Source organism: Pseudomonas sp. Z1-14, from assembly GCF_051132005.1.
In the GTDB taxonomy this organism is placed as follows: domain Bacteria; phylum Pseudomonadota; class Gammaproteobacteria; order Pseudomonadales; family Pseudomonadaceae; genus Aquipseudomonas.
This window is the reverse complement of the sequence record NZ_CP071646.1, coordinates 5,680,019-5,702,978: the sequence shown is the minus strand read 5'-3', so window position 1 is coordinate 5,702,978 and position 22,960 is coordinate 5,680,019. Positions and strand designations below refer to the sequence as shown.

The window sequence follows — 22,960 nt, the reverse complement described above, 5'->3', positions numbered from 1 at the left end:
GGTGCCCTTTTTCTTTCCAGTCCCTGCGACTGCTTCAACGCCAGCGCCGAAAAATCAGCGAGGTGTTGACCCCGCCGAAGGCGAAGTTGTTGTTCATCACGTACTCGTTGCTCATGCTGCGAAACTCGTTGCGAAGGTAATCGAGACGGCCGCATTCGGGGTCGACTTCGTCGAGGTTGAAGGTGTGCACGTAGCGGTCACGGTTCAGCATTTCGATGCTGAACCAGGATTCCAGGGCTCCGCAGGCGCCCAGGGTGTGGCCGAGGAAGCTTTTCTGCGAGCTGATGGGCATGTGTTCGCCAAACAGGCTGCTGGTGGCCAGGGTTTCGGCAATGTCGCCCTGCTCGGTGGCGGTGCCGTGGCCGTTGACGTAGCCAATGGCGGACGGTTCGAGGCCGGCGTCTTCGAGGGCCAGTTCCATGGCGCGGCGCATGGTGCTCAATTCGGGACGGGTGGCGTGCTGGCCGTCGGCATTGCTGCCGAAGCCGACGATCTCGGCGTGGATCCGCGCGCCACGAGCCAGCGCGTGCTCAAGTTCTTCGAGCACCAGCATGCCGGCGCCCTCGCCGATCACCAGGCCATCGCGGCCCTTGTCGTAGGGTCGCGGGCTGGTTTGTGGGGCATCGTTTTTCAGGCTGGTGGCGTAGAGCGCATCGAAGACCATTGCTTCGGTCGGGCACAGTTCCTCGGCGCCGCCGGCGAGCATCAACGGCAGGCGGCCGAACTTGATCGCCTCGTAGGCATAGCCGATGCCATGGCTGCCGCTGGTGCAGGCGCTGGACGTGGGAATCAGGCGCCCGGTCAGCCCGAAGAAGATGCTGATATTGGCCGCCGTGGTGTGCGGCATCATCCGCACGTAGGAGTTGGCGTTCAAACCTTCGGCGACGCTGTTGAGCAGCATGTTGCCGAAGGCCTTGATCTCATCGGTGCTTCCCGTGGAGGAGCCGCACGACACACCCATGCGTCCATCCTTGATCGACGGGTCGTCCAACAGTCCGGCGTCGGCCAGGGCTTGTTCCGCCGAGCCCACCGCCAGGCGGGAAACCCGGCCCATGCTGCGCAGTTGCTTGCGGGTCCAGTGGGCCGGGACCTGAAAGTCGTCCACGGGCCCGGCCAGGCGGGTGTTCAATTCGCTGAAGCGGTCCCACTCGTGCATGCGCCGGATGCCGCTGCGGTTGGCGGCGAAGTGGGCCGCGATAGTCTCCCAATCGCTGCCCAGGGAGGTGATGCCGGCCATGCCGGTGACGACGACGCGCTTCATCAGCACAGGCCTCCATTGACGGCCAGGACTTGCCGGGTGATGTAGCCGGCTTCGGCGGACATCAGGAAATTCACCGCGCTGGCCACTTCTTCAGGCGTGCCCATGCGCTGGGCGGGGATCATTTTCATCAGTTCTTCCACGGGGACGTTTTCATCGAGCATGGCGGTGTCGATCAACCCCGGCGCGACGCAGTTGACGGTGATCTTGCGCTTGCCCAGCTCGATTGCCAACGCCTTGGCCGCGCCGATCAGGCCCGCCTTCGAGGCGCTGTAGTTGACCTGGCCACGGTTGCCGATCAGGCCGGACACCGACGTGATGCAAACGATTCGTCCGGCGGCGCGACGGCGAATCATCGGCATCATCACCGGGTGGAGCACGTTGTAGAAACCGTCGAGGTTGGTGCGTATCACACTGTCCCAATCGTCCTCGCTCAGGGCGGGGAACGCGCCGTCGCGGGTCAGGCCGGCGTTGAGCACCACGCCGTAATAGGCGCCGTGGGTTTCCACGTCGGCCTCAAGGATGGTCTTGCAGGCGGCGCGGTCGGAGACGTCGAATTGCAGCACCCGGGCATTGCGGCCCAAGGCCTGGATTTGCGCCTGGACGGCTTCGGCCTCGGCGCGACCGCTGCGGCAGTGCAAGACGATGTCGTGGCCGGCCTGGGCCAGGCGCAGGGCGATGGCGCGGCCGATGCCACGGCTGGAGCCGGTGACCAGTACGGATTCAGTCATGGCTGGTTTCCTGTTGCGGACGGTTCATTGAGGTACTGCGCGGCGTGGGGCGGGCGGAACACGTTCAACCGTGCGCTGGCATGGATGCCCGGCGCGCGGATGTGGCATTCGAACACACCCATGCCGTTGTCGTCTTCCAGCGATCGGATGCCGTGCAAGGTCAGCTCGGTGCCGAGGGGGAAATATTCGACGTTGCATTCGAACTTGCGGGTTCCGAGCAAAAAGCCCAGCTCCACGGCATCGCCGCGTTGGCGTGCGTGGCAACCGGCAAACGCCGCAACGCTCTGGGCCATCAGCTCGATGCCGACCCAGGCCGGCAGCGCGCCGTCGTCGCGGTTGAACAGACCGCCGGGCCTGACGGTAGCGAGGGTGTGGATCTGCTCGTCATCAAAGGACAGGATCCGGTCGATGAGAATCATGTCGCCGGCGTGGGGCAGCAGTTCGGCCAGCGGCCAGTCAATCATTGCGCGTCTCCGATAATCAGGCTGACGTTGTTGCCGCCGAAAGCAAACGAGTTGCTCATCAGGCGACGGGGCAGGTTCGGGTGCAAGCGGGTGTCGGACGTTACCCAGTCCAATGCCGGCAGCTCGGGATCGGCCTGGCCGTCCCAGACGTGCGGCGGCAGGGCCTGTGCGGTATTTTCGCGGGACAGGGCCAACCAGCAGAACGCAGCCTCCAATGCGCCCGCCGCGCCGAGGGTGTGGCCGGTCAGCGGCTTGGTCGACGAGCAGGGCACGCCGGCCGGGAACAGGCCGGCCACTGCGTGGCTTTCCATGGCGTCGTTATGTTGCGTGGCGGTGCCATGCAAATTCAGGTAGTCGATCTGGCTGGCGTCCAGGCCGGCGCAGCGCAAGGCTTTTTCCATCGCCTGGCGGGCACCCCGGCCGCTGGGTTCCGGCGCAGAGATGTGGTGCGCATCGGAACTGGCGCCGTCGCCGAGCAGGGCAATCGGGTGCCCGGCGGACGGGGTCCTGCTCATGAGAAACAGCACCGCCGCTTCGCCGATGTTGATGCCGCTGCGGTTCACCGAGAACGGATTGCAGCGCTCGCTCGAGACCGCTTCCAGCGCAGAAAAGCCATTGAGGGTCAGCTTGCATAAACTGTCCACGCCACCGCAAAGCACCGCGTCGCACAATCCCAGGTCGAGCAGGCGGCGAGCGCTCATCAGGGCCCGAGCGCTGGAGGTGCAAGCGGTCGATATCACGTAGGACGGGCCGCTCAGGCCAAGCCAGTCGGAGAGAAAGTTGGCGGGCGCGCTGAGTTCCTGCTGCTGGTAGTCGTAACCTTCGGGGAATCGTTGCTCGCGCAGATAGTGGGCAATGCCCTGGCTGGCCTCGTCGATGCCCGAAGTGCTTGTCCCCAGCACGATGCCGATGCGCGCACGACCGTAAGCCTGGATGGCCTGATCGATCTCGGGACGAATCTGCAACCCTGCTTCGAGCAGCAGCTGATTGTTGCGGCTGCGTTGCGCCGCCATGGATTCAGGGATAGTGGCGAGCTCTCCGGTTACGCAAGCCACCGGCAATGCCCGTTCGGCTACCCAGCCGGCTTCGACGCGCACGCCTGAGCAGTCGCCGGCAAACAGGTTGCGGGCAACGTTTTGTTTGCCTCGACCCAGGGCGCAAATCACGCCCAAGGCGTTCAAATAAGCGGTCATCGTGCGCTCTCGCTCAACGGTGTAATGCGATAATTCGGCCCCTGCGGCAGGCTCAATTGAAAATCCCGCGGTTGCGTGTAGCGCACCTGCCAGCGGGTATCGAGCGTTCGTCGAGCGTCTTGCTGCCGGGCGGTCGGGTAACGGCCGGCCAGTTCCGTCTCGGGGGTCAGGGCAAACAGCAGGGCGGCGAACAATTCCCGGGCTTCGGCATTGGGCGGCAGCAGGCCGTCGGCTTGCCATTGGCTGTCGACCAGGCGCTGGCGAGCGACGGGAATGCCCAGCGGATCCATCATCGACCAGCGGATGCCGGCGCTTTCGCGCTGAATCACCAGCAGCCAATCCTGGCGCTGGCCGTCCAGTTGCCGTTCGACGTGCAATTGCAGCGGCAGCGCCAGGGTCGGCATGCGCTCAGGCAGTGGTGCCTGGCTGGCGCAGGCGCTGAGCAGCAAGAGTAAACCTGCAAGCAGACCACGGATCATCCGGCGACCCCTTCGAGCGGCTTGCGGGCCACCACATTGACCAGGGTTTCCTCGCGCTCGCCAAACGGCCTGGGCCGGCGCAGGCCCCAGCGTTCCAGCAGGCCGAAGTCCCTGGCGCGGCTCCACCACAGGTACGGATAGGAGACGTTGCAGTCTTCGAAGCGGAACCCTTGATTAGCGATCATCGCCAGGTATTGCGCGGCGCTTTTCTGCACCTGCATCGGGTGGCGGAACAGCCAGCGGATCACCCAGGTGTCGATGTAGGCCTTGGTGGATTCGGCAAACAGCAGGTAGCCGCCGGGCTTGAGCACGCGATAGAACTCGGCGAGGGCTTTTTCCTGTTCCACCAGGTGATGGAAGGTCTGGTGGCAGAACAGCAAATCGACGCTGGCATCGGGCACCGCCAATGTCGCGCAGTCGCTGCCGATCAGCTCCACGGCCATGCCCTGGCGAGCCGCTTCCTCGGCGCTGAGGTTCAGGCTATGAGGGTCGGCGTCGACGCCAATCAGGCGTTGCGGCGCGAACACCTGGCGCAGATACCGGAACGACTTGCCCTGGCCGCAACCGGCATCCAGCAGCACCGGATTGGCCGGCGGCGAGGAGCTGAACAGGCTGCGCAGATCGTCGATGGCCACGCGCAGCACATGGTGCTGCCAGGTGTGGCTGCGCAGGAACCAGAAACCGAAGCGGGTTTCTTCGACGTAGTTGTCGCTCAGGTAGCTCATGTTTGCTTGCTCATGGCGCCGGGCTCGCGCAGATTTCCGAAAGCATGCGCAAGCGCCGCTTGGGTTCGCTGACGAACGGGTTGCGCTGGTCCCAGGCATAGCCGGCGAGGATCGCGCTGATCATCCGGCGAATGTCGGCGGAGCCTTCGCTGTAGAAAATCACATCCTGGAAAGTACCGGCGTACCAGCCCTCGACGTAGCAGCGGAAGGTATCGACGCCGCGCTTGAGCGGTTCGGCGAACTCGCTCTGCCAATCCACCTGTTCACCTTGCAGCTGGCGATGCAGCACGCCGGCGGCCATGCTTGCCGAGCGCATGGCGATGGTCACGCCGGAAGAAAACACCGGGTCGAGGAATTCCGCGGCGTTGCCCAGCAGGGCGAAGCCAGGGCCGTGCAGGGTCTTGACGTTGGCCGAGTAGCCGCCGATGGTCCGTGCCGGCGTGTCCCACACGGCATTGCCCAGTACGCTGGCCAGGCTTGGGGTTTCGTTGATGAAGCCGCGCAGGCAGGCATCGAGGTCGTCGGTGCGGCCTTCGAAATGCTCCGCCGCGGCGACCACGCCGACCGAGCAACGACCGCCGCTGAACGGAATGGTCCAGAACCACACGTCGCGCTGGGTCGGATGCGTGGTGATGAGGATTTTCTCCCGATCGAATGCCGGGCTGTCGATGCGGTCTTCGATGTGGGTGAACACCGCTTGGCGCGGCGGGAAGTTCGACGGCGCCTCAAGGTCCAGCAGGCGCGGCAGGACCCGGCCGTAGCCGCTGGCGTCAAGGACAAAGTCTGCCTCGACGCGGTACTCGCTGCCGTCTTCGCGCTGCACGCCCAGTTGCGGTTTGCCCCGGCTGAAGTCGGCGCTGGCGATGGCCTGGCCGTAGCGGATTTCAACGCCTTGCAGCGCTGCCTGATCGGCCAGCAACTTGTCGAAGTCGGCGCGCTGGACCTGGAATGTGGTGGGCTTGCCTTCGCTGAAGGTGTCGCCGAAATCGAAGGCGCTGTAGCGCTCGCCCCAGGCGAATGCCGCGCCATTCTTGCGCTGGAACCCGGCGGCGTTGACCGCCTCGAGCATGCCGGCTTCCTCGACGAAATCCAGGCAATGGGACAGCAGGCTTTCGCCAATGGAGAACCGTGGGAAATGCTGGCGCTCGATGACCAGCACATCGTGGCCCTTGCGCTTGAGCAGTGCGGCGGCGATGGCGCCGGAAGGGCCTGCGCCGATGATGACGACCTGTCGACGTTCCATTTCAACTGTTGGCACTGGGTCTCCTCGCCGGGACGGCAATCGAGGGAATACGGTGAAAGCCGGCCAGGGCCGGCAGCAATGTGGCGAACAACCCCATCAGCATCAGCGCGAAGTACAGCGCCGGGCTGATGAGTTGCTGTTGCAGCAGCAGATTGAGAAAGACGATTTCACTCAAGCCGCGAATATTCAGCAGGATGCTTTCCCGAAAGCGGCTGGCACCGACGAACGAGGCTCCGGCCCAACCCAGCCCCAGCCAGTTGCCCAGCAGTTTGCTGGCAATCGGCAACAGCAGCAACGCCGCCAGCTGGACCCAGCCGAGGCTGGCCAGGGCGCTGTGCACATTGATCTGCACAATGCCGAACGTCAGGATCAAGGGGATGGCCAGGTAGGTCTGCAACCTGTGCATCCACTCCGCGCCGAGCGGCAATACCAGCGGCACTTTGAGCGCCGCCATGCACAGCAGATAGCCGATACCGGTGATCAGCGCGTTGAGCCGGTAATGCTCGGCCACCACCAGCAGGACAAAGAACAGGCCACTGTGCAGCAAGGGTTGGCGCAGGCCCGCCAGTCGCAGCAGCAACGGCACGCCGGCGGCGGCCAGCGGCAGCAGCAGGCTGGCCAGGTGCAGGCTGCCCTGGGCGAGGGCGAACAGGCTCCAGCAGATCAGGTCGATCAGGATCGCCGTCTGCACCAGGCGGCGGGTCGCGTCGGGCGGGTAGCCGATGTGGCGCAGATACAGATACAGCACGGGTATCGCCGTGATCGCGAACAGCAGCCCCACCGCCAGCGAGCTGATCCACGGTTGCGGCGGCAGCAGCCAGAACGCGGTCGCCAGGCCGCAGGCAAACGGCACGCCAAAGCTCGGCAGGGCGATCTTCACGCTCTGGCGGTCGAGGCGCAGGTCGATCACATCGCTGAGGATATGCCCGAGCAAGAGGGCGAACGCCAGGCTGTAGAGGTTCTTCAACCACACCGGCGAGACCAGTTGCGCACCGCTGAGGTGCCAGCCCGGTTCGATCCAGAAATACATCAGCAAGGGCAGGCCGAACGTCGCCAGCAGCAACTGGCTGACGATCGGGATCAGCCCGCAGCGCCGCCCGACAATCGTCGCCACGGCAAACAGCGCCAGGGCCATCAACCAGAACAGCAGGGTCATCATTGCACCGGCTCCGTAGCGGCATTCGCATGGGCCTGCTGCCCGGCCCACGGCGCCAGCAAGAAGCTGAACGCCAGCCCCAGGCTCACCGCGAGACCGAAGTTGCTCACGGCCGGCGTGCTGGACAATGCCAGCAGGCCGAACGACAGCCAGGTGGTGGTCGCCGCCAGCAGCGTGCCCAGCAGGCTCACGGCGGCCCCGCCGATCCGTTCACGCATGAGGATGGCGTAGTCGACCCCGATGGCCGTCACCAGCAACAGGCCGAACAGACTGAACAGCGTCAACGGTTGCCCCAGCCAGCCGAGGCTCGCCAGGCTGCACAGCGCGGCCAGGAGCGGCAGGGCGACGACGCGTAGGGCCCCGCCGACGCCGAACGGCCAGATCAGCACCAGCACGATCAGCACGCAGGAGGCCAGCTTCAGTTCGGCGGCGCTGACCTGCGTGGCGGCGAAGACGCGGTTGAGGTCGCCGAGGCGATCCACTAATTGCACGCCGGGCAGATCCACCGCCTGCACGCGGAGCAACGCGGCATCGTTCAAGCCTTGCAGGCTGACCACCGCCGCCACGCCTTGGCCTGTCGGGCCGAGCCAGAGCATGCGGTAGGGTTCGGCCAGCGGCCCGCTCAATGCGGCATCGATGTCGGCGGTTGGCAAGGCCTGCAACTGCTTCAACTCCGCTTGCAGCGCGGCGAGCGGCACGCCCAGGTCCAGCAGCGGTTGCCAGAACGCCGGCAACCGCGCCAGGGCCGCGCGGAGTTTTTCCTGTTCGGCGGGTGGGCTGACCAGTTGATTGAGGGACAGGTAGCCCTGGAGTTTTTCCAGGCCGATCAACTGGTCGAGCCGCTCGTTGAGGGCGGTCTGGCGTTCGAGCAACTGCGCTTGATCATCGGCACGGATCAGGAAGAACTGGCTGGTCGGCTGGAAACCGGTGATGCGCGCGACATCGCGGGCTTCGTCGGTCAGGTGCTGGGGCGTGCCGATCCACTGGCGGATGTCGTTCTTGCTGGTCAGTTGCCAGAGTCCGCCACCACAGAAGGCCAGCAACAAGGCCAGCAGAATCGGCGTGCGCACCCGTGCCAGCAACATTTCGCGGCACCTGAGCAGGTTATCGCAGAGGCGTAGCGGCCATTGCGCTGGGCGCAGGTCGGCGTGCTTGAGCAGGGCCGGCAACAGGCAGACCGCCGACAGATAGGCACCGACCAGGCCGGCGGCAGAGAAGATAGCAATCTGGGTCAGGGCCGGGAAGGGCGTCCAGGCCAGCGCCAGATAGCCGATGCAAGTGGTTGCCAGGCTCAGGCTCAGGCCCGGCAGGGTCAGGCGCAGGGCCGGCCAGCTGCGCCACGGCTTGAGGCTCCAGCTTTTGGACAGGTAGTGCAGCGGGTAATCCACCGCCACGCCGATCAGGCTCGAACCCAGGACCAGGGTCATCACATGCATGCGCCCGAACAGCGCCACGCACGCCACCGCGCCGAACAATATGCCGACCAGCACCGGCACGAACGCCAGCCACACGGCAAAGCGTCGGAACGCCAGCAACAGCAGTACCAGGATGCCGACCGTCGCGCCGCCGCCGACCCAGGTGATCTCCCGCGAAGCCTGTCGCTGGCCACTGGCGGCATACAACAGGCCGCTGGCCGCCAACAATTGGCCCTGGGCCTGGCTGGCTTGATCACGGCTGCGTTGCAGCAGATCGGCGACTTGCAGCGGCAGGTGCATGTCAAAGGCGTTACCCTGGGTACGCGCCCGCAGCATTACCCAATGCTTGCCGTCGGCTTCGGCGACCAGCGCGCCGCTGCCCACGTCCAGTTGTATGGCGCCGCGTTGTGGCTGGCTATTCTGGATGCGCCCGGTCAGGCCGAGCCAGTCGTCCTGGCTGGGCACCAGGCTGAAGCCGCTGAACGGGTCGAACAGGGCCTGTACCCGCTGCTGGATAAACGCCTGGGGCTGCTCGATCAACTGTTGCCGGTCGACTGCCGAGAGCATCGCCAAGCGGCCATCCAGCAACTGCGAACGAAGCGCCGGCAAGTCGGCCTGAAGCGTCCATTGGACCTTGTCGAACAGCCCGCTGGCCTGCCATTGCTCGCCGAGGGCTTGCGCCAGGGCGATGGCCTGCTGGCGATCGGCGTGGCCGACCAGCACCAGAACCTCGCGATTGAGCGGTTCCTGCATGCGCTGTTCAGCGACAAGTTCCAAGGCGTCCGGGGACGTGCCTGGGACCAGTTCCATGAGATTGGCCGACAGCGGCGCACCGTTGCGCCATTGCCAACCGGCGAGCGCGAGCACCGCCAGCAGCAGGATCAGGAACAGCCGCGGTAGCCTGCGTTCACTCGGCAAAGTCATGTTGCTCCGCTTCGCTCAACGGTTGCGCGGCGGTAGCGTCCTGCATCCGCAGTACGGTGCTGTCACCCTGGGTTTCTAGCAGTTCGATGCGCTGGACCAGTTCGCCGCCGTCGATGTTGATCTGCTTGAATACTTGTTTGAGCAATACCGAGCGTGGAGTCAGGGTGAGTTTCCACTGCTGCGGCTGGCCCGACAGGCTCAGCTCGAAATCCCGCTGCAAGCCGCTGCTGTCGCCCTGCAATACCGCCAGGAACAGGCGGTTCTGCTCGGCGCCGGCGCTCTTGTTCGGCAGCATCTGCCAGGCGTTGCCATCGCGCCGGGCGATACCTTTGGCCGTGATCCGGTAGTCCTGTTGCAACGGCGTTTGCAGCAACCACAACAGGCCGTGGTTTTTCCCCAGCACGAAACGGCCCTTGCTGATCAGCGGCTGGGGCAGGGCGCGCAGATGTTTTTCCTGGATGAACTGGCCGTGGATCACCTCCGGGCGGGCCAGTTGCTCGCTCAATTGCTGCAGGTCGAACGCCTGGGCCAGCGGCGCCAGGCCACACAGCAGCAGCCAGATGAACAGGCGTTTCATGACAGTTTCCTCTCGACGGCTTCGACAAATACCCGAGGCGAGGCCAGCAGCATTTCACGGCTGGCCATGTCCACGGCCACCTGCACCGAACTCGCCCGGGTCAGGCGTTCGCCGGTGGCGGCGTCGCTGATCAGGTAATTGATCTTCAGCCGGTTTTCCCACTCCACCAGGCTGGCGCGCACGGTCAGGGCCTGGCCGAACACCGCGCTGCGCACATAGCGTAACTGCAAGTCGATGATCGGCCAGGCATGGCCGGACTCGAGCATGTCGTTGTAGTTGTGGCCGATCAGGTCGAGCAAGGCGCAGCGGGCCACTTCGAGATATTTGACGTAGTGGCCGTGCCAAACCACGTTCATCGAGTCGACGTCGAAAAACGGCACCACGATCCGGGTGTCAACGTGCAGAGCGCCCTGGCTACGCATGCAGCCTCCAGTGTTGCTCGGCGATGCGTTGCAGGCACAGGCGCAATTCGCCTTCCAGGGCGCGATCTTCGATGACCGGCGGGAAGTCTTCGGACAGTTGCCGGTGCATGGCGGCCAGCGCTGGCGGCAATGGTCGCGCGTCGTCGACACGGCTGCGCAGCCACACGCCTTGGTTGGCCGCCAGCAAGGTCGCGGCGGCCACCTGTTCGGTCAGCTCCAGCACACGGATCGCGTCCCGGGCGGCGATGGTGCCCATGCTGACCTTGTCCTGGTTGTGGCATTCGGTGGAGCGCGAGAACACGCTGGCAGGCATGGTGTTCTTCAAGGCTTCGGCGGTCCAGGCGCTGGTGCCGATCTGCACGGCCTTGAAGCCATGGTTGAGCATCGCCCGCTCGGCGCTGGCGCCGGACAGGTTGCTCGGCAGGCCATGGTTGTAGCGCTCGTCCACCAACAGTGCGAGCTGGCGGTCGAGCAGGTCGGCGACGTTGGCCACCAGGTTTTTCAGGCTGTCCATGGCAAAGGCGATGTGCCCGCCGTAGAAATGCCCGCCATGCAGCACACGCTCGGCTTCGGCGTCGATGATCGGGTTGTCGTTGGCGCTGTTGAGCTCGGTTTCGATGAACGAACGCAGCCAGCCCAGGCTGTCCGCCAACACCCCTAGTACGTGAGGGGCGCAGCGCAGGGAGTAGCGATCCTGCAGGCGATGCAGCGGCGCGGTCGGCGCGTCGATGGCCAGGTCCTTGCGCAGCCACGCGGCGACCTGCATCTGGCCCGGGTGTGGCTTGGCGGCGAACAGGCGCTCGTCGAAGTGCTCCGGGTTGCCTTGCAGGGCGACGACATTCAGCGCGGTGATCCGGGTCGCCAGTTGCAACAGGTAATCGGCGCGGGCGAAGGCCAGGCAGGCCAGGCCGGTCATCACTGCGGTGCCGTTCATCAGCGCCAGGGCTTCCTTGGGTCGCAGCACCAGCGGCGTCCAGCCCAGTTCGCGGTGCACGTCGGCGGCCAGCCGGCGCTCGCCACGGAACATGACCTCCCGTTCACCAGACAGCGTGGCGGCGACGTAGGACAGCGGCGTCAGGTCGCCACTGGCGCCCACCGAGCCTTCTTCCGGAATCAACGGCAGGATGTCGTGTTCGAGGAAGGCCTGGAGCCGTTCCAGCAGCTCCACTCGCACGCCTGACACGCCGTGGCACAGCGACTGCAACCGCGCGGCCAGCACGGCGCGGGTAGCCTGGGCATCGAGGAGCTTGCCCAGCCCGCAGCCGTGGAAGGTGTACAAGTGCCGCGGCAAGGCTTCGACATGGTGCAACGGCACGGCCACCACGCAAGAGTCACCGTAGCCGGTGGTCACGCCATAGATGACGCCTTCCTTGTCCAGCAACGAGTCGAGGAATTGCGCACCCTTGGCAATGCGCTGGCGGAACGCCGGGTCCGCCTGCAATTGCGTCGGCGCCTGACGGTTGGCCAGGGCCAGCACGTCTTCGATGCGCAAGGCGTGTTCGCCGAAAGTTACCGGCTCAGGAATGGGCTTGGTCATCGGTCTTCCAGAAAGGGTAAAAGTTGAACCACTGTTGTGGCGCCTGGAGGCAATACTGCGCCAGGCGGCCGGCGTACAGGCCGGCCCAATGGGCGATCACCTGTTCGCGCTCGTTGCGTTTCCAAACCACGGCATCGGCGAACGGTTCGAGGGTGACGCGATAACGTCCCTCGTGCTTGAGGCACATCAGCAGGTTGACCGGGCATTTCAACAGGCCGGCCAGCAGCCAGGGCCCTTGCGGGAAGGCGGCCGGGTGCCCCATGAAATCCACCGTCACGCTGCGCCCGCCATGCAGCGGCACGCGGTCGCCGGCGATCGCCAACCATTCGCCCCGCTCCAGGCGTTCGCTCAGTTGCAGCATGATCAGCGGGTCCAGCTCGCTGACCTGGATCAACCGCAGGTGCGTGGCGCCGGCCTCGCCGAGCAAGCGATTGAACTGCTCGGCGTGCTTGGTGTGCACCAGCACGTTCATGGTGACTTTCTCGCCCAGTTCGGCCAGGGCCCGGCACATTTCCAGATTGCCCAGGTGCGCGCCCACCAGCATTTGCCCGCGGCTGTCGCGCAGGTGATTGCGCAGCAGCGCCGGGTCGACGATTTCGATCTGGTCGATGCTCAGCTTGCCGTTCCAGACGTCGAGTTTATCCAGCAGCGAATCGGCAAAAGCCATGAACTGTCCGAACACTCGCCGATGCGTTGGGCGCAACTCGGGCTGACGGCTCCAGTCGGCGAGCCGTTGCTGGTACTGCCACGCCGCTTGCCGGGCGCTGCGGCCGAAAACGAAGAAATACAGGACGATGCCGTACAGCACCGGCGTGAGAAGCCTTCGGCCAAGGACCTTCGCAGCCAACGCGGTGAGTTTCATCAACCAGAAACTGCCGCGTTCCTGGCGGTCCGCCCAGTGTTGTTTGTCTGTGCTCATGCTCGCCACCGCCGCCAGAGAATCACCGGCAAGCGCACCAGCATGCCGAAGAACAACCGAGTGTGCATGCGCGAAATCAGCACGTTGTCATGGAACAGGCGAAAGTGCGAAACCCCGTCCAAAGGGTAATGCACGCGGGTGCGCAACCAGTGCATCGGCTGGTTGCGCCAGGACAGGCGCACCAGGATGTCCGAATCGAAGTCCATGCGCTTGCCGATGTTCGCCGAGTCGATCAGTGCCAGGGTCGGGGCCAGCGGATAGACCCGGAAGCCGCACATCGAATCGCGGATCTGCAGGGACAGGCTGTTGATCCAGACCATCACGTGAGTCAGGTAGCGTGCGTACAGACGGCCCTTCGGCACGCTGGCGTCGTACAGCGGATAACCGCAGATCAGCGCGTCCGGGTGGGCGCGGGATTGCTCGATGAAGGTGCGCACGTCACCAAGGTCGTGTTGCCCATCGGCGTCGACCTGCAAGGCGTGGCTGAAGCCCAGGCGCGAAGCCTCCCGCAGGCCGGTCATCACCGCGCCGCCTTTACCCTGGTTCACTGCCAGCCGGACCAGGTGAACCCGCTCATGCCCGGCCAGTTGCTCCAGCACAGCCGCGCAGGCCGGGCTGCTGGCGTCGTCCACCAGCACGCAGGGCAAACCGTTGCCAAGCAACGTCTGGACCACCGTCGCGATGGCTGTTTCGTGGTTGTAGACCGGGATGACGGCGCAGGGGTTATGCATGCGGTATGTCTCGGCGGCTGAGGAGCATTTTGTGGCGAGGGAGCTTGCTCCCGCTGGGCTGCGAAGCAGCCCCTGATTTTTCAAGAGCGAGCGCTTCGCACTCGAGCGGGAGCAAGCTCCCTCGCCACAGGACAGCGGTGCGGTTAGTCATCGGCCACCCCCAGAACAATCCGCCCACTGGAGCACGCCGCGGTGTCATTGCGATAGGTGAAATATAACTTGCCGCGCTCGCGATCGAAGCGCAGGTGTAGCTGGATTTCATCGCCGGGGCGCACCAATTGTTGGAATTTCAGCACTTCCATGCCGACGAACCGCGGCGGCAGGTCCATCAGTTGGCGGCCCAGGTTCAAGGCCCAGTCCACCTGCACCACGCCGGGCAGGACCGGCGCGGTGGGGAAGTGACCGCTGAAGTACGCCAAGTCTGGCGGTACGGCCAGACGCAGGTTCCATTCGCCGTCGGTCTCGCCTTGGTCGAGCACTTCAGGCGCCTTCGAACGTGGCGCCATCAGCAAAGCTTCGACCTCGGCCTGGGCCAGTTTGCCCTGGGCGTTGAACGGCAGTTGCCGCAGCCAGCGCCAGCGTCGCGGCAGGGCCAGGGTTTCGCAATGTCCGCTCAGGTGCTGGCGCAGGGCCTCGGTCATGGCTCGTCGGCCCAGGTTGCGCAAGGCATGCAGGCCGGTTTCGCTGAGCACCAGCAGTGCGCCGAGAGAAGCACGATTTTCCTGGACCACCCCCAGCCGTGCTTCGCTGACCCAGTCGTGGGCCGTCAGCGCCTGCTCCAGCATTGGCAACGAGATACGTTTTTCTTCAAGCTTGACGATGCGATCCAGGCGGCCGAGCAATTCGAAGCGCCCGTCCTCGGTGATACGCGCCGCGTCGGCGCTGTGCTCGACATGGCCGCTTGGGAGATAAGGCGAAGCAATCAGCAGGGCGCCGTCACTGTCCTGGCCCAGTTCGACGCCGGCAAAGGGTTGCCAGAGGTCGCCGCCCTGACGCCAGGCGATACCGCCGGTTTCCGAGCTGCCGAACACTTCCGTTGGCCATTGTCCCAGGCGTTGCTGAAGGCTGCGGGCTGCTTCGGCCGGCAGTGCGCCGCCGGAGGAGAAAACCCGACGCACGCTGCTCAAGGCCGGCCAATCGAGATTGTCGCCCATGCGCTTGAGCAGCGCCGGGCTGGCGACCCAGGCAAATGCCGGATGCTCGCGACTGGCGCGCTGAAGGTCTTCCGGGAAAGCCAACTGCCGGCGCACAAAGGTGCGTCCGGCGCATAACGGCCACAGCACCCGGAACAGCAGACCGTAGATATGCTGGGTGGCGACGCTGCCGATCATGCAGGCCTGCGGACCGAGGTCGGCGCCCCACAATTGCTCCAGCGCCTGGACTTCATTGCTCAGCTGGCGCAGGGTTTTCTCGATGCGCTTGGGCTCGCCACTGGAGCCGGAGGTACACAGGGTCAACCAGCACTGATCGAGGTCCAGTTCGGCAGCCTCCAGCGGCGCCTGGCGGATCTCGTCGGGCCGGGCGTCTACGGGCAGGTCGGTCAGCCACAAGTCGACGTCGGCCGACCAGCGCTGGCGGGTTTGCGCTTGCAGGTCGGCGGGCAGCAGCACATGCGCCCCGGCGCGCCAGGCGCCGAGCAGGGCCACCGCGAGGTCGGCGGCATCTTCGAAATGCACGGCCACGCGCCGGATGTCCCGGGCTTGCAGGCTAGCGGCCAGGCAGAGCGCGTCGTCGCGCAGTTGCGAGTGGTTTAATGCCGGGGCGACTGCAACAACACGGTCCGGCTGGGCCTTGAGCAGCATCTGCTCAAGTGTTATCCAATTCATGGGCGGCCTCTTACCCGTTGTCGTATGAGCCATTCAATGGCAAACATCAGGCCCATCAGTCCGTAGGAAATCAGGCCGGTGTACAACATCCACCAGCTCAGCGGCGCCCAAAGCGTCAGGACCGCAGCGAGCACACCGTTACACAGGAAAAACACACTCCAGGCCACTGTCACCTGGCGGGTATAGATCACCGCCCTGGCCGGCAATTGCGGTTCCCGCAGGCGGGCCAGGCGTTCAACCATCGGCGGGCCATATTTCAGGCTCAGGGTGAACAGCCCGAGCATGAACGCGCTGATCAGCACCGGATACCAGCGCAGCAGGAGCGGGCTGTCGAACACCGCGAGCAATACACAAAAGGTAATCGCCGAGGCCGCCATCCAGCGACTGCCGGGGTTGCCTTTGCCGAGTAACGCCCGGGCCAGCCACAGGCCACCTAATAACAGCCCGAACTGCCATGGAGCAAAGTGCTCCATGCCGAAATACACCGCGAAGGGGTACAGCAGGCCCGCCAGCAGCAGGCCGAGGCCAATCAGCCGGCTCATGCGGCCGGTTGGACCAGTCGATAGACCGCCTCGACCACGTCGTTGACGGTGCGCACCGACTTGAATTCTTCGGCGGCAATCTTCTTGCCGGTCTGGCGCTTGATGTGGTCGATCAGGTCGACCGCATCGATGCTGTCGATTTCCAGATCCTGGTAGAGGTTGGCTTCCAGCGTCACGTGATCGGGGTCCAGCTCGAAGAGCTCGACCAGTGCAGCACGCAGAATGTTGAAAATGTCGTCGCGAGTTTGCATGGTCCGGTCTCAGGGGCGTTTTGCAGTGACGAAGGCCGCAAGGCTTGCCACATTGCTGAAATGGTTACGGGTGTCCTTGGCGTCGGCGTCGATCTTGATGCCGTACTGCTTCTGAATCGCCAGGCCGAGCTCCAGGGCATCCACCGAATCCAGGCCCAGGCCTTCGCCGAACAGGGTCTGGTCGTCGCCGATGTCCTCGACGGCGATGTCTTCCAGGCCAAGGGCGTCGATGATCAGCTGTTTGATGTCACGGTGCAGATCGCTCATCTTCGGCGAGCTCCTTGATGTAATAGTGATGCAGAAAATCGTTGAGCCGGCGCGAAGCCTGCGGCGGGGGGCCAAGCGCGGTGAAGGCTTGTGGGTCTATATCGGCCCCCACGCGAAAACTGAAGTGCACGCGCCGCTGGGGGATGCGATACCAGGGTTCGGCCTTGGTCAGGGTGGTGGGGCTGACCTTGATCGTCACGGGTGTGAGGATCTTCGCGCCCCGCAGGGCGATGGCCGCGGCCCCGCGATGAAAGGCCGGGGCCTGGCCTGGCTGGGTGCGCGTACCTTCGGGAAAGACGATCAGGCACTGGCCGTCTTGCAGCGCGTCACTGGCAGCATCGAGCATGTCCATGCTGCCATCGTTGCTGATGTATTGCGTCGAGCGCAGCGGGCCACGGGTAAAGGGGTTGGTCCAGAGACTCTGCTTGACCACGCAGTTGGCGTCGCGCACCAGCCCGATCAGGAACACCACGTCGATCAGCGAGGGGTGGTTGGCGATGATCATCTGCCCGGGCCGGCCGAGTTTCTCCGCGCCGTCGATTCGATAGGTGAGCACGCCGGTACGGGCCATGAACCGGATGAAGAACCAGAACAGACGTCCAACCGTGCGGCGGGCCCGTTGCCGATGGGCCGTGGGATCGCCGGGTAACGCACTGAGCAACGGGAACACCACCAGTCGCAGGCACAGCCCGCCCAGCCCGAAGAGGGCGAAGCTTGCAGCAGTTGCGAGCAGGCGCCAGTAGTAGGCGTCGCGATGTTTACCGGTCACCGGTTGCGTTGCCAGGTCCATAGACGATTCTTCCAGGCATGTTGGCAGGTGGTGTCGTTTTCCAGCAGCTTACGCAGCAGATCCAGGGCATGGGGCCAGTCGCTGCCGGGCATCGGTGCCGACGGGCTGGATAATTCAAGTTGCCAGTCATCGCCCGAAGTCAGCAGGAGCCCCAGCGCGTAGGGAAACGGCACGTCGTTGACCCACGGCGCGTACACCTGCGGTGGTTGCTCTTCAGTGATCACCAGCAGTACCGCCGGCGCACCCTCGTTCAGCAGTGCGGCGGCCTCCAGCATGCCGTGCTCCAGGCCGTCGCCGGTAGCGGCGAGGGCGGTCATCTCGCTGGTTTCGCCGCGCATGATCGACCACAGGCCGATGACGGCGTTATGCACCGACAGGCTGAACTGTGTCGGCGACAAGGGCTGATCGGCTGCCAGGTCCTTGAGAATCTCAAATGTGCGCGGGGTTTCGCCGTGACGGGAAATAAAGACCAACGGCAGGTCCGGCCGACCTTCGGCCAGTGGCCAGGCGACGCTGAACGCCATGCGCGCCAGGCGGCTGAGTCGGCGGCGCTGCATGGCGGGCAGGAAGGACACGTCAGGGGCCGCATCGCTGATGGGCGGCACGACCGGTTGTCGGCTCCATGCCTGCCAATCGTCCACGCTTTCGAGCCCAGGGGCCCATGCGCGCCATTGGGCGATGTTGAAATTGATCACAGACTCATCCCACCCCTGCGGGCTTTTTCTTGTCACGGTTCAGTGGCTTGACCCGCGTCCAACCCTGCATGGCCTTGCGACCCAAGTGGCGCGCATTATCCCGGTGCGGTTGGCTTGTAGCAAATGCTGGTTACATTTTGTCCAGAGAAATCCGTCGGCTGGTCAGGCCCTGCTCGGGCATGGCCATTATCGCGCTTGTAACGACGCTGTCTGTCGGACGCTTCAGCCACTTGATCGGCAAATTGACGCTCGGTTCCGCGAAAAAGCCACCGACACTGTAATCCGTCCATGACCGAGGTAGCGAAGCGGCGCCTTGGCCTACTACACTCGGGAATCTTTGATACACGGAGGTTTTGTCATGCGGCGTGTGGTGTTCAATCAGAAAGGTGGCGTGGGCAAGTCCAGCATCGCCTGCAATCTGGCGGCGGTCAGCGCCAGCGAGGGTTATCGCACGCTGTTGGTGGACCTGGATGCCCAGGCCAACTCCACTCAATACCTGACTGGCCTGACCGGCGATGACATTCCCATGGGGATCGCCGACTTCTTCAAGCAGACCCTGTCGTCGGGGCCGTTCTCGAAGAAGAACAAGGTCGATATCTACGAGACGCCGTTTGACAACCTGCATGTCATCACTGCCACGGCAGAATTGACGGATCTGCAGCCCAAGCTTGAGGCGAAACACAAGATCAACAAGCTGCGCAAGCTGCTTGAAGAGCTGGACGAAGATTACGACCGGATCTACCTGGATACACCGCCAGCCCTCAACTTCTATGCCGTTTCGGCGTTGATCGCGGCTGATCGGGTACTGATTCCTTTCGATTGCGACAGCTTCTCTCGCCAGGCGCTGTATGGCCTGATGGCGGAAATCGAAGAGCTAAAGGACGACCATAACGAAGGCCTGGAAGTCGAAGGCATTGTCGTCAACCAATTCCAGGCCCGCGCCAGCCTGCCGCAGCAGATCCTCGACGAATTGATTGCCGAGGGCTTGCCGGTACTGCCGGTGTACCTGAGCAGTTCGGTGCGCATGCGTGAGTCGCACCAGGCGAGCCTGCCGCTGATCCACCTGGACCCGCGGCATAAGCTGACCCAGCAGTTTGTGGAATTGCATAATCTGCTGGAAAACGCCTGACTGCGGTTTGTGCAAAACCAATGTGGGAGCGGGCTTGCTCGCGAAGACGGTGTATCAGACACATAAATGTCGACTGGCACACCGCCTTCGCGAGCAAGCCCGCTCCCACAATATCGAATGGCTTCAGATCCCCTGGCCGCGCAACCAATTCATCAGCTGCGGCAAAGGAAACGCCCCGCTCTGCCGGGCAACCTCCCGGCCATCCTTGAACAGAATCAGGCTGGGAATCGAGCGAATCCCCAGCTGGGCCGACAGTTGTTGATTGGCCTCGCTGTCGAGCTTGGCCAGTCGGCATTTACCCGACAGCTGCGCGGCGGCCTGTTCGAAGACCGGCGCGAAGGACTTGCACGGACCGCACCAGTCTGCCCAGACATCCACCAACAGCGGCAGGTCGCCCTTGATCTGGCTGGCGTAGTCGCCTTGCTTGAGTTCGAACGCTTCGCTCAATAACACCTGGGCCTTGCAACGTCCGCACTTGGGCTGGTCGCCCAGGCGTTCGGCGGGGATGCGATTGAGGCCGTTGCAATGAGGGCAGGGGATCAGCATCGGGTCGGTCTCCTGTAAGTCGTTGGCACAACACTATACGCAAATCACAAAAAAAACCTGTGGGAGCGAGCCTGCTCGCGAAGGCGGAGGATCAGTCAAGAATAATTGACTGTCGGACCGCTTTCGCGAGCAGGCTCGCTCCCACAGGGTATATCGGTGTGGCCGTTACTTCGCGTTGGTCAGCGTGTTGTAGCTGGTCATGAGGTTGCGATAGTCCGGGATGTGGTTGGAGAACAGGGTCGCCAGACCTTCCACATCGTTGCGCCAGTCGCGGTGCAGTTCGCAGGCCAGGCCGAACCACGTCATCAATTGCGCGCCCGAGGAGGACATGCGGTCCCACGCCGATTGGCGGGTCAGTTCGTTGAACGTACCGGACGCATCGGTCACTACGAACACCTCGAAACCTTCGGCCAGGGCCGACAGGGCCGGGAAGGCTACGCAGACTTCAGTCACGACACCGGCGATGATCAATTGCTTCTTGCCGGTGGCCTTGATCGCCTTGACGAAATCTTCGTTGTCCCAGGCGTTGATCTGGCCAGGACGAGCAATGTAAGGCGCGTCCGGGAACAGCGTCTTGAGTTCTGGCATCAGCGGGCCGTTGGGGCCGGTTTCGAAGCTGGTGGTGAGGATGGTTGGCAGTTGGAAGTACTTGGCCAGGTCAGCCAGGGCCAGCACGTTGTTCTTGAAACGGTCCGGGTCGATGTCGCGCACCAGCGACAGCAGGCCAGCCTGGTGGTCCACCAGCAGAACGGCGGCGTTATCTTTGTCGAGACGGTTGTAGGAAGTAGTCATGGCGTAGTCCTCTAAGTTTTGGTGGCCGAACGTTTCGGCGTGAGTAAGGGTTTCTAGATGTCGGTAAATCGGTGATCCATCTGGCCGAAGCGCCGGCTTCAATCCGTGTTGCGTTTCGATGGGTAAAGATTAAAACCGACACCTTTGTCGCGCCAGACTGCAAAAATCAGCCTTAGCGTTCTATTTGAGGAACGATGCGCTGCGCCATTCATCAGATGAGCCGCACCCCGAGCCCGCCAGACCCTCAAAACACCACAACGTAATTTTTGCGAACCCGGAGGTCCCATGAGCAATCCTCAAGACCCAACCCTTCCCCAGACGCTGGACAACCCCAACGACGACGGCTTCGTGCTTGGCACCGCCGGCCGCGACGAAGACCCGAACGCCGCCACGGCCTATGCGACCGATGACCGCCATGATCGCGATGAGCTGACCCCGGAAGACGCCCGCGGCATGCCGGGGTATCCCGACGAAAAAAAACCGGCGGAACCGGCGGCGGAAGAAGCGGAATCGGGAATCGAGACGCCTGAGCAGGGGAACGATAAGGCGGGGTGAGCGGGTAGCCCGGAGGTGGGCGGTTGATTGAAGATCGCCATCGCGAGCAGGCTCGCTCCCACAGGAGTTTGGTGTTGTGGTCTATATCGCGATCACATCGCTCCCAATGTGGGAGCGAGCCTGCTCGCGAATACTCTCTCTCCCTGACAATCTGAAGCCGTGGCGAGGGAGCTTGCTCCCGCTCGGCGGCGTAGCCGTCGTGGTTTACCTGGACGACTGCGTCGGTCTTTCAGGACTGCTTCGCAGCCCAGCGGGAGCAAGCTCCCTCGCCACGGGGGCCATGTGTCTGGCAGGTCGTTACGACGAGCAACTGATCTCCAGGTGCTTGCCCCATTCCGGCGGCCTTTCGGCGTAGCTGTCCATGCCCGGTTGTTCTTCGAACGGACGGGACAGTACGCCGTGGAGGCGGCGGACTTCTTCGTAGTCGCCTGATTCGGCGGCGTCGATGGCTTTCTGCGCCAGGTAGTTGCGCAATACATACAACGGATTGACCGCGTGCATGCGGGCTCTGCGCTGGGCTTGATCGACAACGCCCTCGCGATTGACCCGAGCGAGGTAAAGCTCGCCCCAGGCATCGAAACCCTTGAGATCGACAAAGTCATCGCGCAAGCGGGCGACGGCCTGTTCGGGCGCCTGTTCGCCCAGGCGACGGAAAAACAGGCTGTAGTCGACGCCGCTGTTCTGCATCAGTTGCAGCAGGCGCTCCACCAGTTTCTGGTCATCGTCCTCGGCGCGGGTCAGGCCGAGGCGGCGGCGCATCAGGTCCAGGTAATGGGCCTGGTACAGCGGCAGATACAGACCCAGGGTCTCGCGCAGGGCGTCGACGCTGATGAAGGGGGTCAGGGCCTGGGCCAGGGCGCTGAGGTTCCACTGGCCGATGGGCACCTGGTTGCTGAATGAATAGCGGCCCTGGTCGTCGGAGTGGTTGCAGATGAAGTTGGCGTCGAAGTCGTCGAGGAAGGCGAAAGGGCCGAAGTCGAAGGTGATACCCAATATCGACATGTTGTCGGTATTCATCACCCCGTGACAGAAGCCGTAGGCCTGCCATTTGGCAATCAACTCGGCGTTGCGTTCGACAATCTCCCGATACATCGCCAGGTACGGTTCCGGTTGCTCCCGGCACTCAGGGAAATGCAGGTTCAGCACGTGCTCGGCCAGGGCCGCGTGCAACTCCGGTTTCTTGGTGTAGTAGAAGTATTCGAAATGCCCGAAGCGCACATGACTCGGCGCCAGGCGCAGCACCATGGCGGCGCGCTCCTGCTTTTCGCGCCATACCGGGGTGTCGGAGCCGATCACACAAAGCGCGCGCGTGGTTGGGATGCCCAACGCATGCAAGGCTTCGGAGGCGAGGAATTCGCGGATCGAGGAGCGCAGTACCGCCCGGCCATCGCCCATCCGCGAAAATGGCGTCTGGCCGGCGCCCTTGAGGTGCAGGTCCCAATGCTCGCCGGCCTCGTTGTACACCTCGCCCAGCAGCAACCCGCGGCCATCGCCCAATTGCGGGTTGTAGTGGCCGAACTGATGCCCGGAATACACCATGGCCCGAGGCTCGGTTTCGGCCCAGAGTTTGTGGCCGCCGAAAATTTCGGCAAACAATGGCGTCTGTGCTTCGGCCGGATCCAGGTCAAGCAGCGCCATCGCGGCCGGGCTGGCAACCACCAGGCGCGGATTGTCGATGGGCTCCGGCAGCACGTGGGCCGAGAAACCGTCGCCCAGGCGGGCGAAGCGGTTATCGAAAGTCAGCGTTTCCAGTGTTTTCATGGCCATCTCCGACGGGGCGCCCGCAGGCATCC

The 22,960-nt window shown here is 63.9% G+C and carries 25 protein-coding genes; 2 read left to right on the top strand and 23 right to left on the bottom strand.

The genetic code is table 11. The features are described 5' to 3' along the window. Nucleotides 1-34 precede the first annotated feature (34 nt). The 20 genes from J3P89_RS26150 to J3P89_RS26055 all read right to left on the bottom strand — a co-directional run bounded on the left by J3P89_RS26150 (nucleotide 35) and on the right by J3P89_RS26055 (nucleotide 18,145). Nucleotides 35-1,261, bottom strand: a complete 1,227-nt coding sequence (locus J3P89_RS26150; protein ID WP_434626449.1) for a beta-ketoacyl-ACP synthase — start codon at nucleotides 1,259-1,261, stop codon at nucleotides 35-37. Next, on the bottom strand, nucleotides 1,261-1,989 hold the full coding sequence (gene fabG / locus J3P89_RS26145) for a 3-oxoacyl-ACP reductase FabG (RefSeq protein ID WP_434653914.1): 729 nt from the start codon (nucleotides 1,987-1,989) through the stop codon (nucleotides 1,261-1,263). The genes J3P89_RS26150 and fabG overlap by 1 nt, the downstream gene beginning before the upstream one ends. Further along, nucleotides 1,986-2,453, bottom strand: a complete 468-nt coding sequence (locus J3P89_RS26140; protein ID WP_434653912.1) for a hotdog family protein — start codon at nucleotides 2,451-2,453, stop codon at nucleotides 1,986-1,988. The genes fabG and J3P89_RS26140 overlap by 4 nt, the downstream gene beginning before the upstream one ends. Continuing rightward, the gene (locus tag J3P89_RS26135; RefSeq protein ID WP_434696092.1) at nucleotides 2,450-3,646 is read right to left on the bottom strand and encodes a beta-ketoacyl-[acyl-carrier-protein] synthase family protein; all 1,197 of its coding nucleotides are present in this window, start codon (nucleotides 3,644-3,646) and stop codon (nucleotides 2,450-2,452) included. Before J3P89_RS26135 ends, J3P89_RS26140 begins: the two co-directional genes overlap by 4 nt. Beyond that, the gene (locus tag J3P89_RS26130; RefSeq protein WP_434696091.1) at nucleotides 3,643-4,125 is read right to left on the bottom strand and encodes a DUF3261 domain-containing protein; all 483 of its coding nucleotides are present in this window, start codon (nucleotides 4,123-4,125) and stop codon (nucleotides 3,643-3,645) included. The genes J3P89_RS26135 and J3P89_RS26130 overlap by 4 nt, the downstream gene beginning before the upstream one ends. Next, nucleotides 4,122-4,850: a class I SAM-dependent methyltransferase gene (locus J3P89_RS26125; protein WP_434626443.1), complete on the bottom strand. Its 729-nt coding sequence runs from the start codon at nucleotides 4,848-4,850 to the stop codon at nucleotides 4,122-4,124. Before J3P89_RS26125 ends, J3P89_RS26130 begins: the two co-directional genes overlap by 4 nt. A 10-nt stretch (nucleotides 4,851-4,860) precedes the next feature. After that, nucleotides 4,861-6,108: an NAD(P)/FAD-dependent oxidoreductase gene (locus J3P89_RS26120; RefSeq protein ID WP_434696090.1), complete on the bottom strand. Its 1,248-nt coding sequence runs from the start codon at nucleotides 6,106-6,108 to the stop codon at nucleotides 4,861-4,863. Then, the gene (locus J3P89_RS26115; protein ID WP_434696089.1) at nucleotides 6,095-7,252 is read right to left on the bottom strand and encodes a sodium:proton antiporter; all 1,158 of its coding nucleotides are present in this window, start codon (nucleotides 7,250-7,252) and stop codon (nucleotides 6,095-6,097) included. The genes J3P89_RS26120 and J3P89_RS26115 overlap by 14 nt, the downstream gene beginning before the upstream one ends. After that, nucleotides 7,249-9,588, bottom strand: coding sequence for an MMPL family transporter (locus J3P89_RS26110; RefSeq protein ID WP_434696087.1), 2,340 nt, complete (start codon nucleotides 9,586-9,588; stop codon nucleotides 7,249-7,251). Before J3P89_RS26110 ends, J3P89_RS26115 begins: the two co-directional genes overlap by 4 nt. Continuing rightward, complete coding sequence (locus J3P89_RS26105; RefSeq protein ID WP_434696085.1) at nucleotides 9,572-10,165, bottom strand: LolA family protein; 594 nt, start codon at nucleotides 10,163-10,165, stop codon at nucleotides 9,572-9,574. The genes J3P89_RS26110 and J3P89_RS26105 overlap by 17 nt, the downstream gene beginning before the upstream one ends. Next, on the bottom strand, nucleotides 10,162-10,587 hold the full coding sequence (locus J3P89_RS26100; protein WP_434626437.1) for an acyl-CoA thioesterase: 426 nt from the start codon (nucleotides 10,585-10,587) through the stop codon (nucleotides 10,162-10,164). Before J3P89_RS26100 ends, J3P89_RS26105 begins: the two co-directional genes overlap by 4 nt. Further along, nucleotides 10,580-12,124 (bottom strand): HAL/PAL/TAL family ammonia-lyase, encoded by a 1,545-nt coding sequence (locus J3P89_RS26095; protein WP_434626436.1) that lies wholly within the window; start codon nucleotides 12,122-12,124, stop codon nucleotides 10,580-10,582. Before J3P89_RS26095 ends, J3P89_RS26100 begins: the two co-directional genes overlap by 8 nt. Then, nucleotides 12,105-13,043: a glycosyl transferase gene (locus tag J3P89_RS26090; protein WP_434626434.1), complete on the bottom strand. Its 939-nt coding sequence runs from the start codon at nucleotides 13,041-13,043 to the stop codon at nucleotides 12,105-12,107. Before J3P89_RS26090 ends, J3P89_RS26095 begins: the two co-directional genes overlap by 20 nt. After that, complete coding sequence (locus J3P89_RS26085; protein ID WP_434673371.1) at nucleotides 13,040-13,774, bottom strand: glycosyltransferase family 2 protein; 735 nt, start codon at nucleotides 13,772-13,774, stop codon at nucleotides 13,040-13,042. The genes J3P89_RS26090 and J3P89_RS26085 overlap by 4 nt, the downstream gene beginning before the upstream one ends. A 143-nt stretch (nucleotides 13,775-13,917) precedes the next feature. Beyond that, a complete protein-coding gene (locus J3P89_RS26080; protein ID WP_434696084.1) occupies nucleotides 13,918-15,600 on the bottom strand; it encodes an AMP-binding protein in 1,683 nt (560 codons plus the stop codon). Continuing rightward, on the bottom strand, nucleotides 15,597-16,142 hold the full coding sequence (locus tag J3P89_RS26075) for a hypothetical protein (protein WP_434696083.1): 546 nt from the start codon (nucleotides 16,140-16,142) through the stop codon (nucleotides 15,597-15,599). The genes J3P89_RS26080 and J3P89_RS26075 overlap by 4 nt, the downstream gene beginning before the upstream one ends. After that, nucleotides 16,139-16,393, bottom strand: coding sequence for an acyl carrier protein (locus J3P89_RS26070; RefSeq protein ID WP_434626430.1), 255 nt, complete (start codon nucleotides 16,391-16,393; stop codon nucleotides 16,139-16,141). The genes J3P89_RS26075 and J3P89_RS26070 overlap by 4 nt, the downstream gene beginning before the upstream one ends. A 9-nt stretch (nucleotides 16,394-16,402) precedes the next feature. Next, nucleotides 16,403-16,660, bottom strand: a complete 258-nt coding sequence (locus tag J3P89_RS26065; RefSeq protein ID WP_434570104.1) for a phosphopantetheine-binding protein — start codon at nucleotides 16,658-16,660, stop codon at nucleotides 16,403-16,405. After that, complete coding sequence (locus J3P89_RS26060) at nucleotides 16,641-17,450, bottom strand: lysophospholipid acyltransferase family protein (protein ID WP_434570102.1); 810 nt, start codon at nucleotides 17,448-17,450, stop codon at nucleotides 16,641-16,643. Before J3P89_RS26060 ends, J3P89_RS26065 begins: the two co-directional genes overlap by 20 nt. Then, nucleotides 17,426-18,145 carry a beta-ketoacyl synthase chain length factor gene (locus J3P89_RS26055; RefSeq protein WP_434696082.1) on the bottom strand — a complete coding sequence of 240 codons (720 nt, stop codon included), beginning with the start codon at nucleotides 18,143-18,145 and terminating at the stop codon, nucleotides 17,426-17,428. Before J3P89_RS26055 ends, J3P89_RS26060 begins: the two co-directional genes overlap by 25 nt. A gap of 358 nt (nucleotides 18,146-18,503) precedes the next feature. Here J3P89_RS26055 and J3P89_RS26050 point away from each other — a divergent pair, with 358 nt between their 5' ends. Further along, nucleotides 18,504-19,274, top strand: coding sequence for a ParA family protein (locus J3P89_RS26050; protein WP_434653896.1), 771 nt, complete (start codon nucleotides 18,504-18,506; stop codon nucleotides 19,272-19,274). 123 nt (nucleotides 19,275-19,397) lie between these two features. Here the strand turns inward: J3P89_RS26050 and trxC are convergent, their stop codons facing one another. Next, nucleotides 19,398-19,820 (bottom strand): thioredoxin TrxC, encoded by a 423-nt coding sequence (trxC, locus tag J3P89_RS26045; RefSeq protein WP_434696081.1) that lies wholly within the window; start codon nucleotides 19,818-19,820, stop codon nucleotides 19,398-19,400. Between the two features lie 165 nt (nucleotides 19,821-19,985). Continuing rightward, complete coding sequence (gene ycaC, locus J3P89_RS26040) at nucleotides 19,986-20,612, bottom strand: isochorismate family cysteine hydrolase YcaC (RefSeq protein ID WP_018603387.1); 627 nt, start codon at nucleotides 20,610-20,612, stop codon at nucleotides 19,986-19,988. Nucleotides 20,613-20,897: 285 nt separating this feature from the next. Between ycaC and J3P89_RS26035 the strand changes: the two genes are divergently transcribed. After that, entirely contained in the window at nucleotides 20,898-21,167 is a 270-nt protein-coding gene (locus J3P89_RS26035; protein WP_434570094.1) for a hypothetical protein, read from the top strand. Nucleotides 21,168-21,464: 297 nt separating this feature from the next. Here J3P89_RS26035 and selO read toward each other — a convergent pair whose 3' ends face one another. Further along, nucleotides 21,465-22,928 carry a protein adenylyltransferase SelO gene (gene selO / locus J3P89_RS26030; protein ID WP_434626428.1) on the bottom strand — a complete coding sequence of 488 codons (1,464 nt, stop codon included), beginning with the start codon at nucleotides 22,926-22,928 and terminating at the stop codon, nucleotides 21,465-21,467. Between the last annotated feature and the right edge of the window lie 32 nt (nucleotides 22,929-22,960).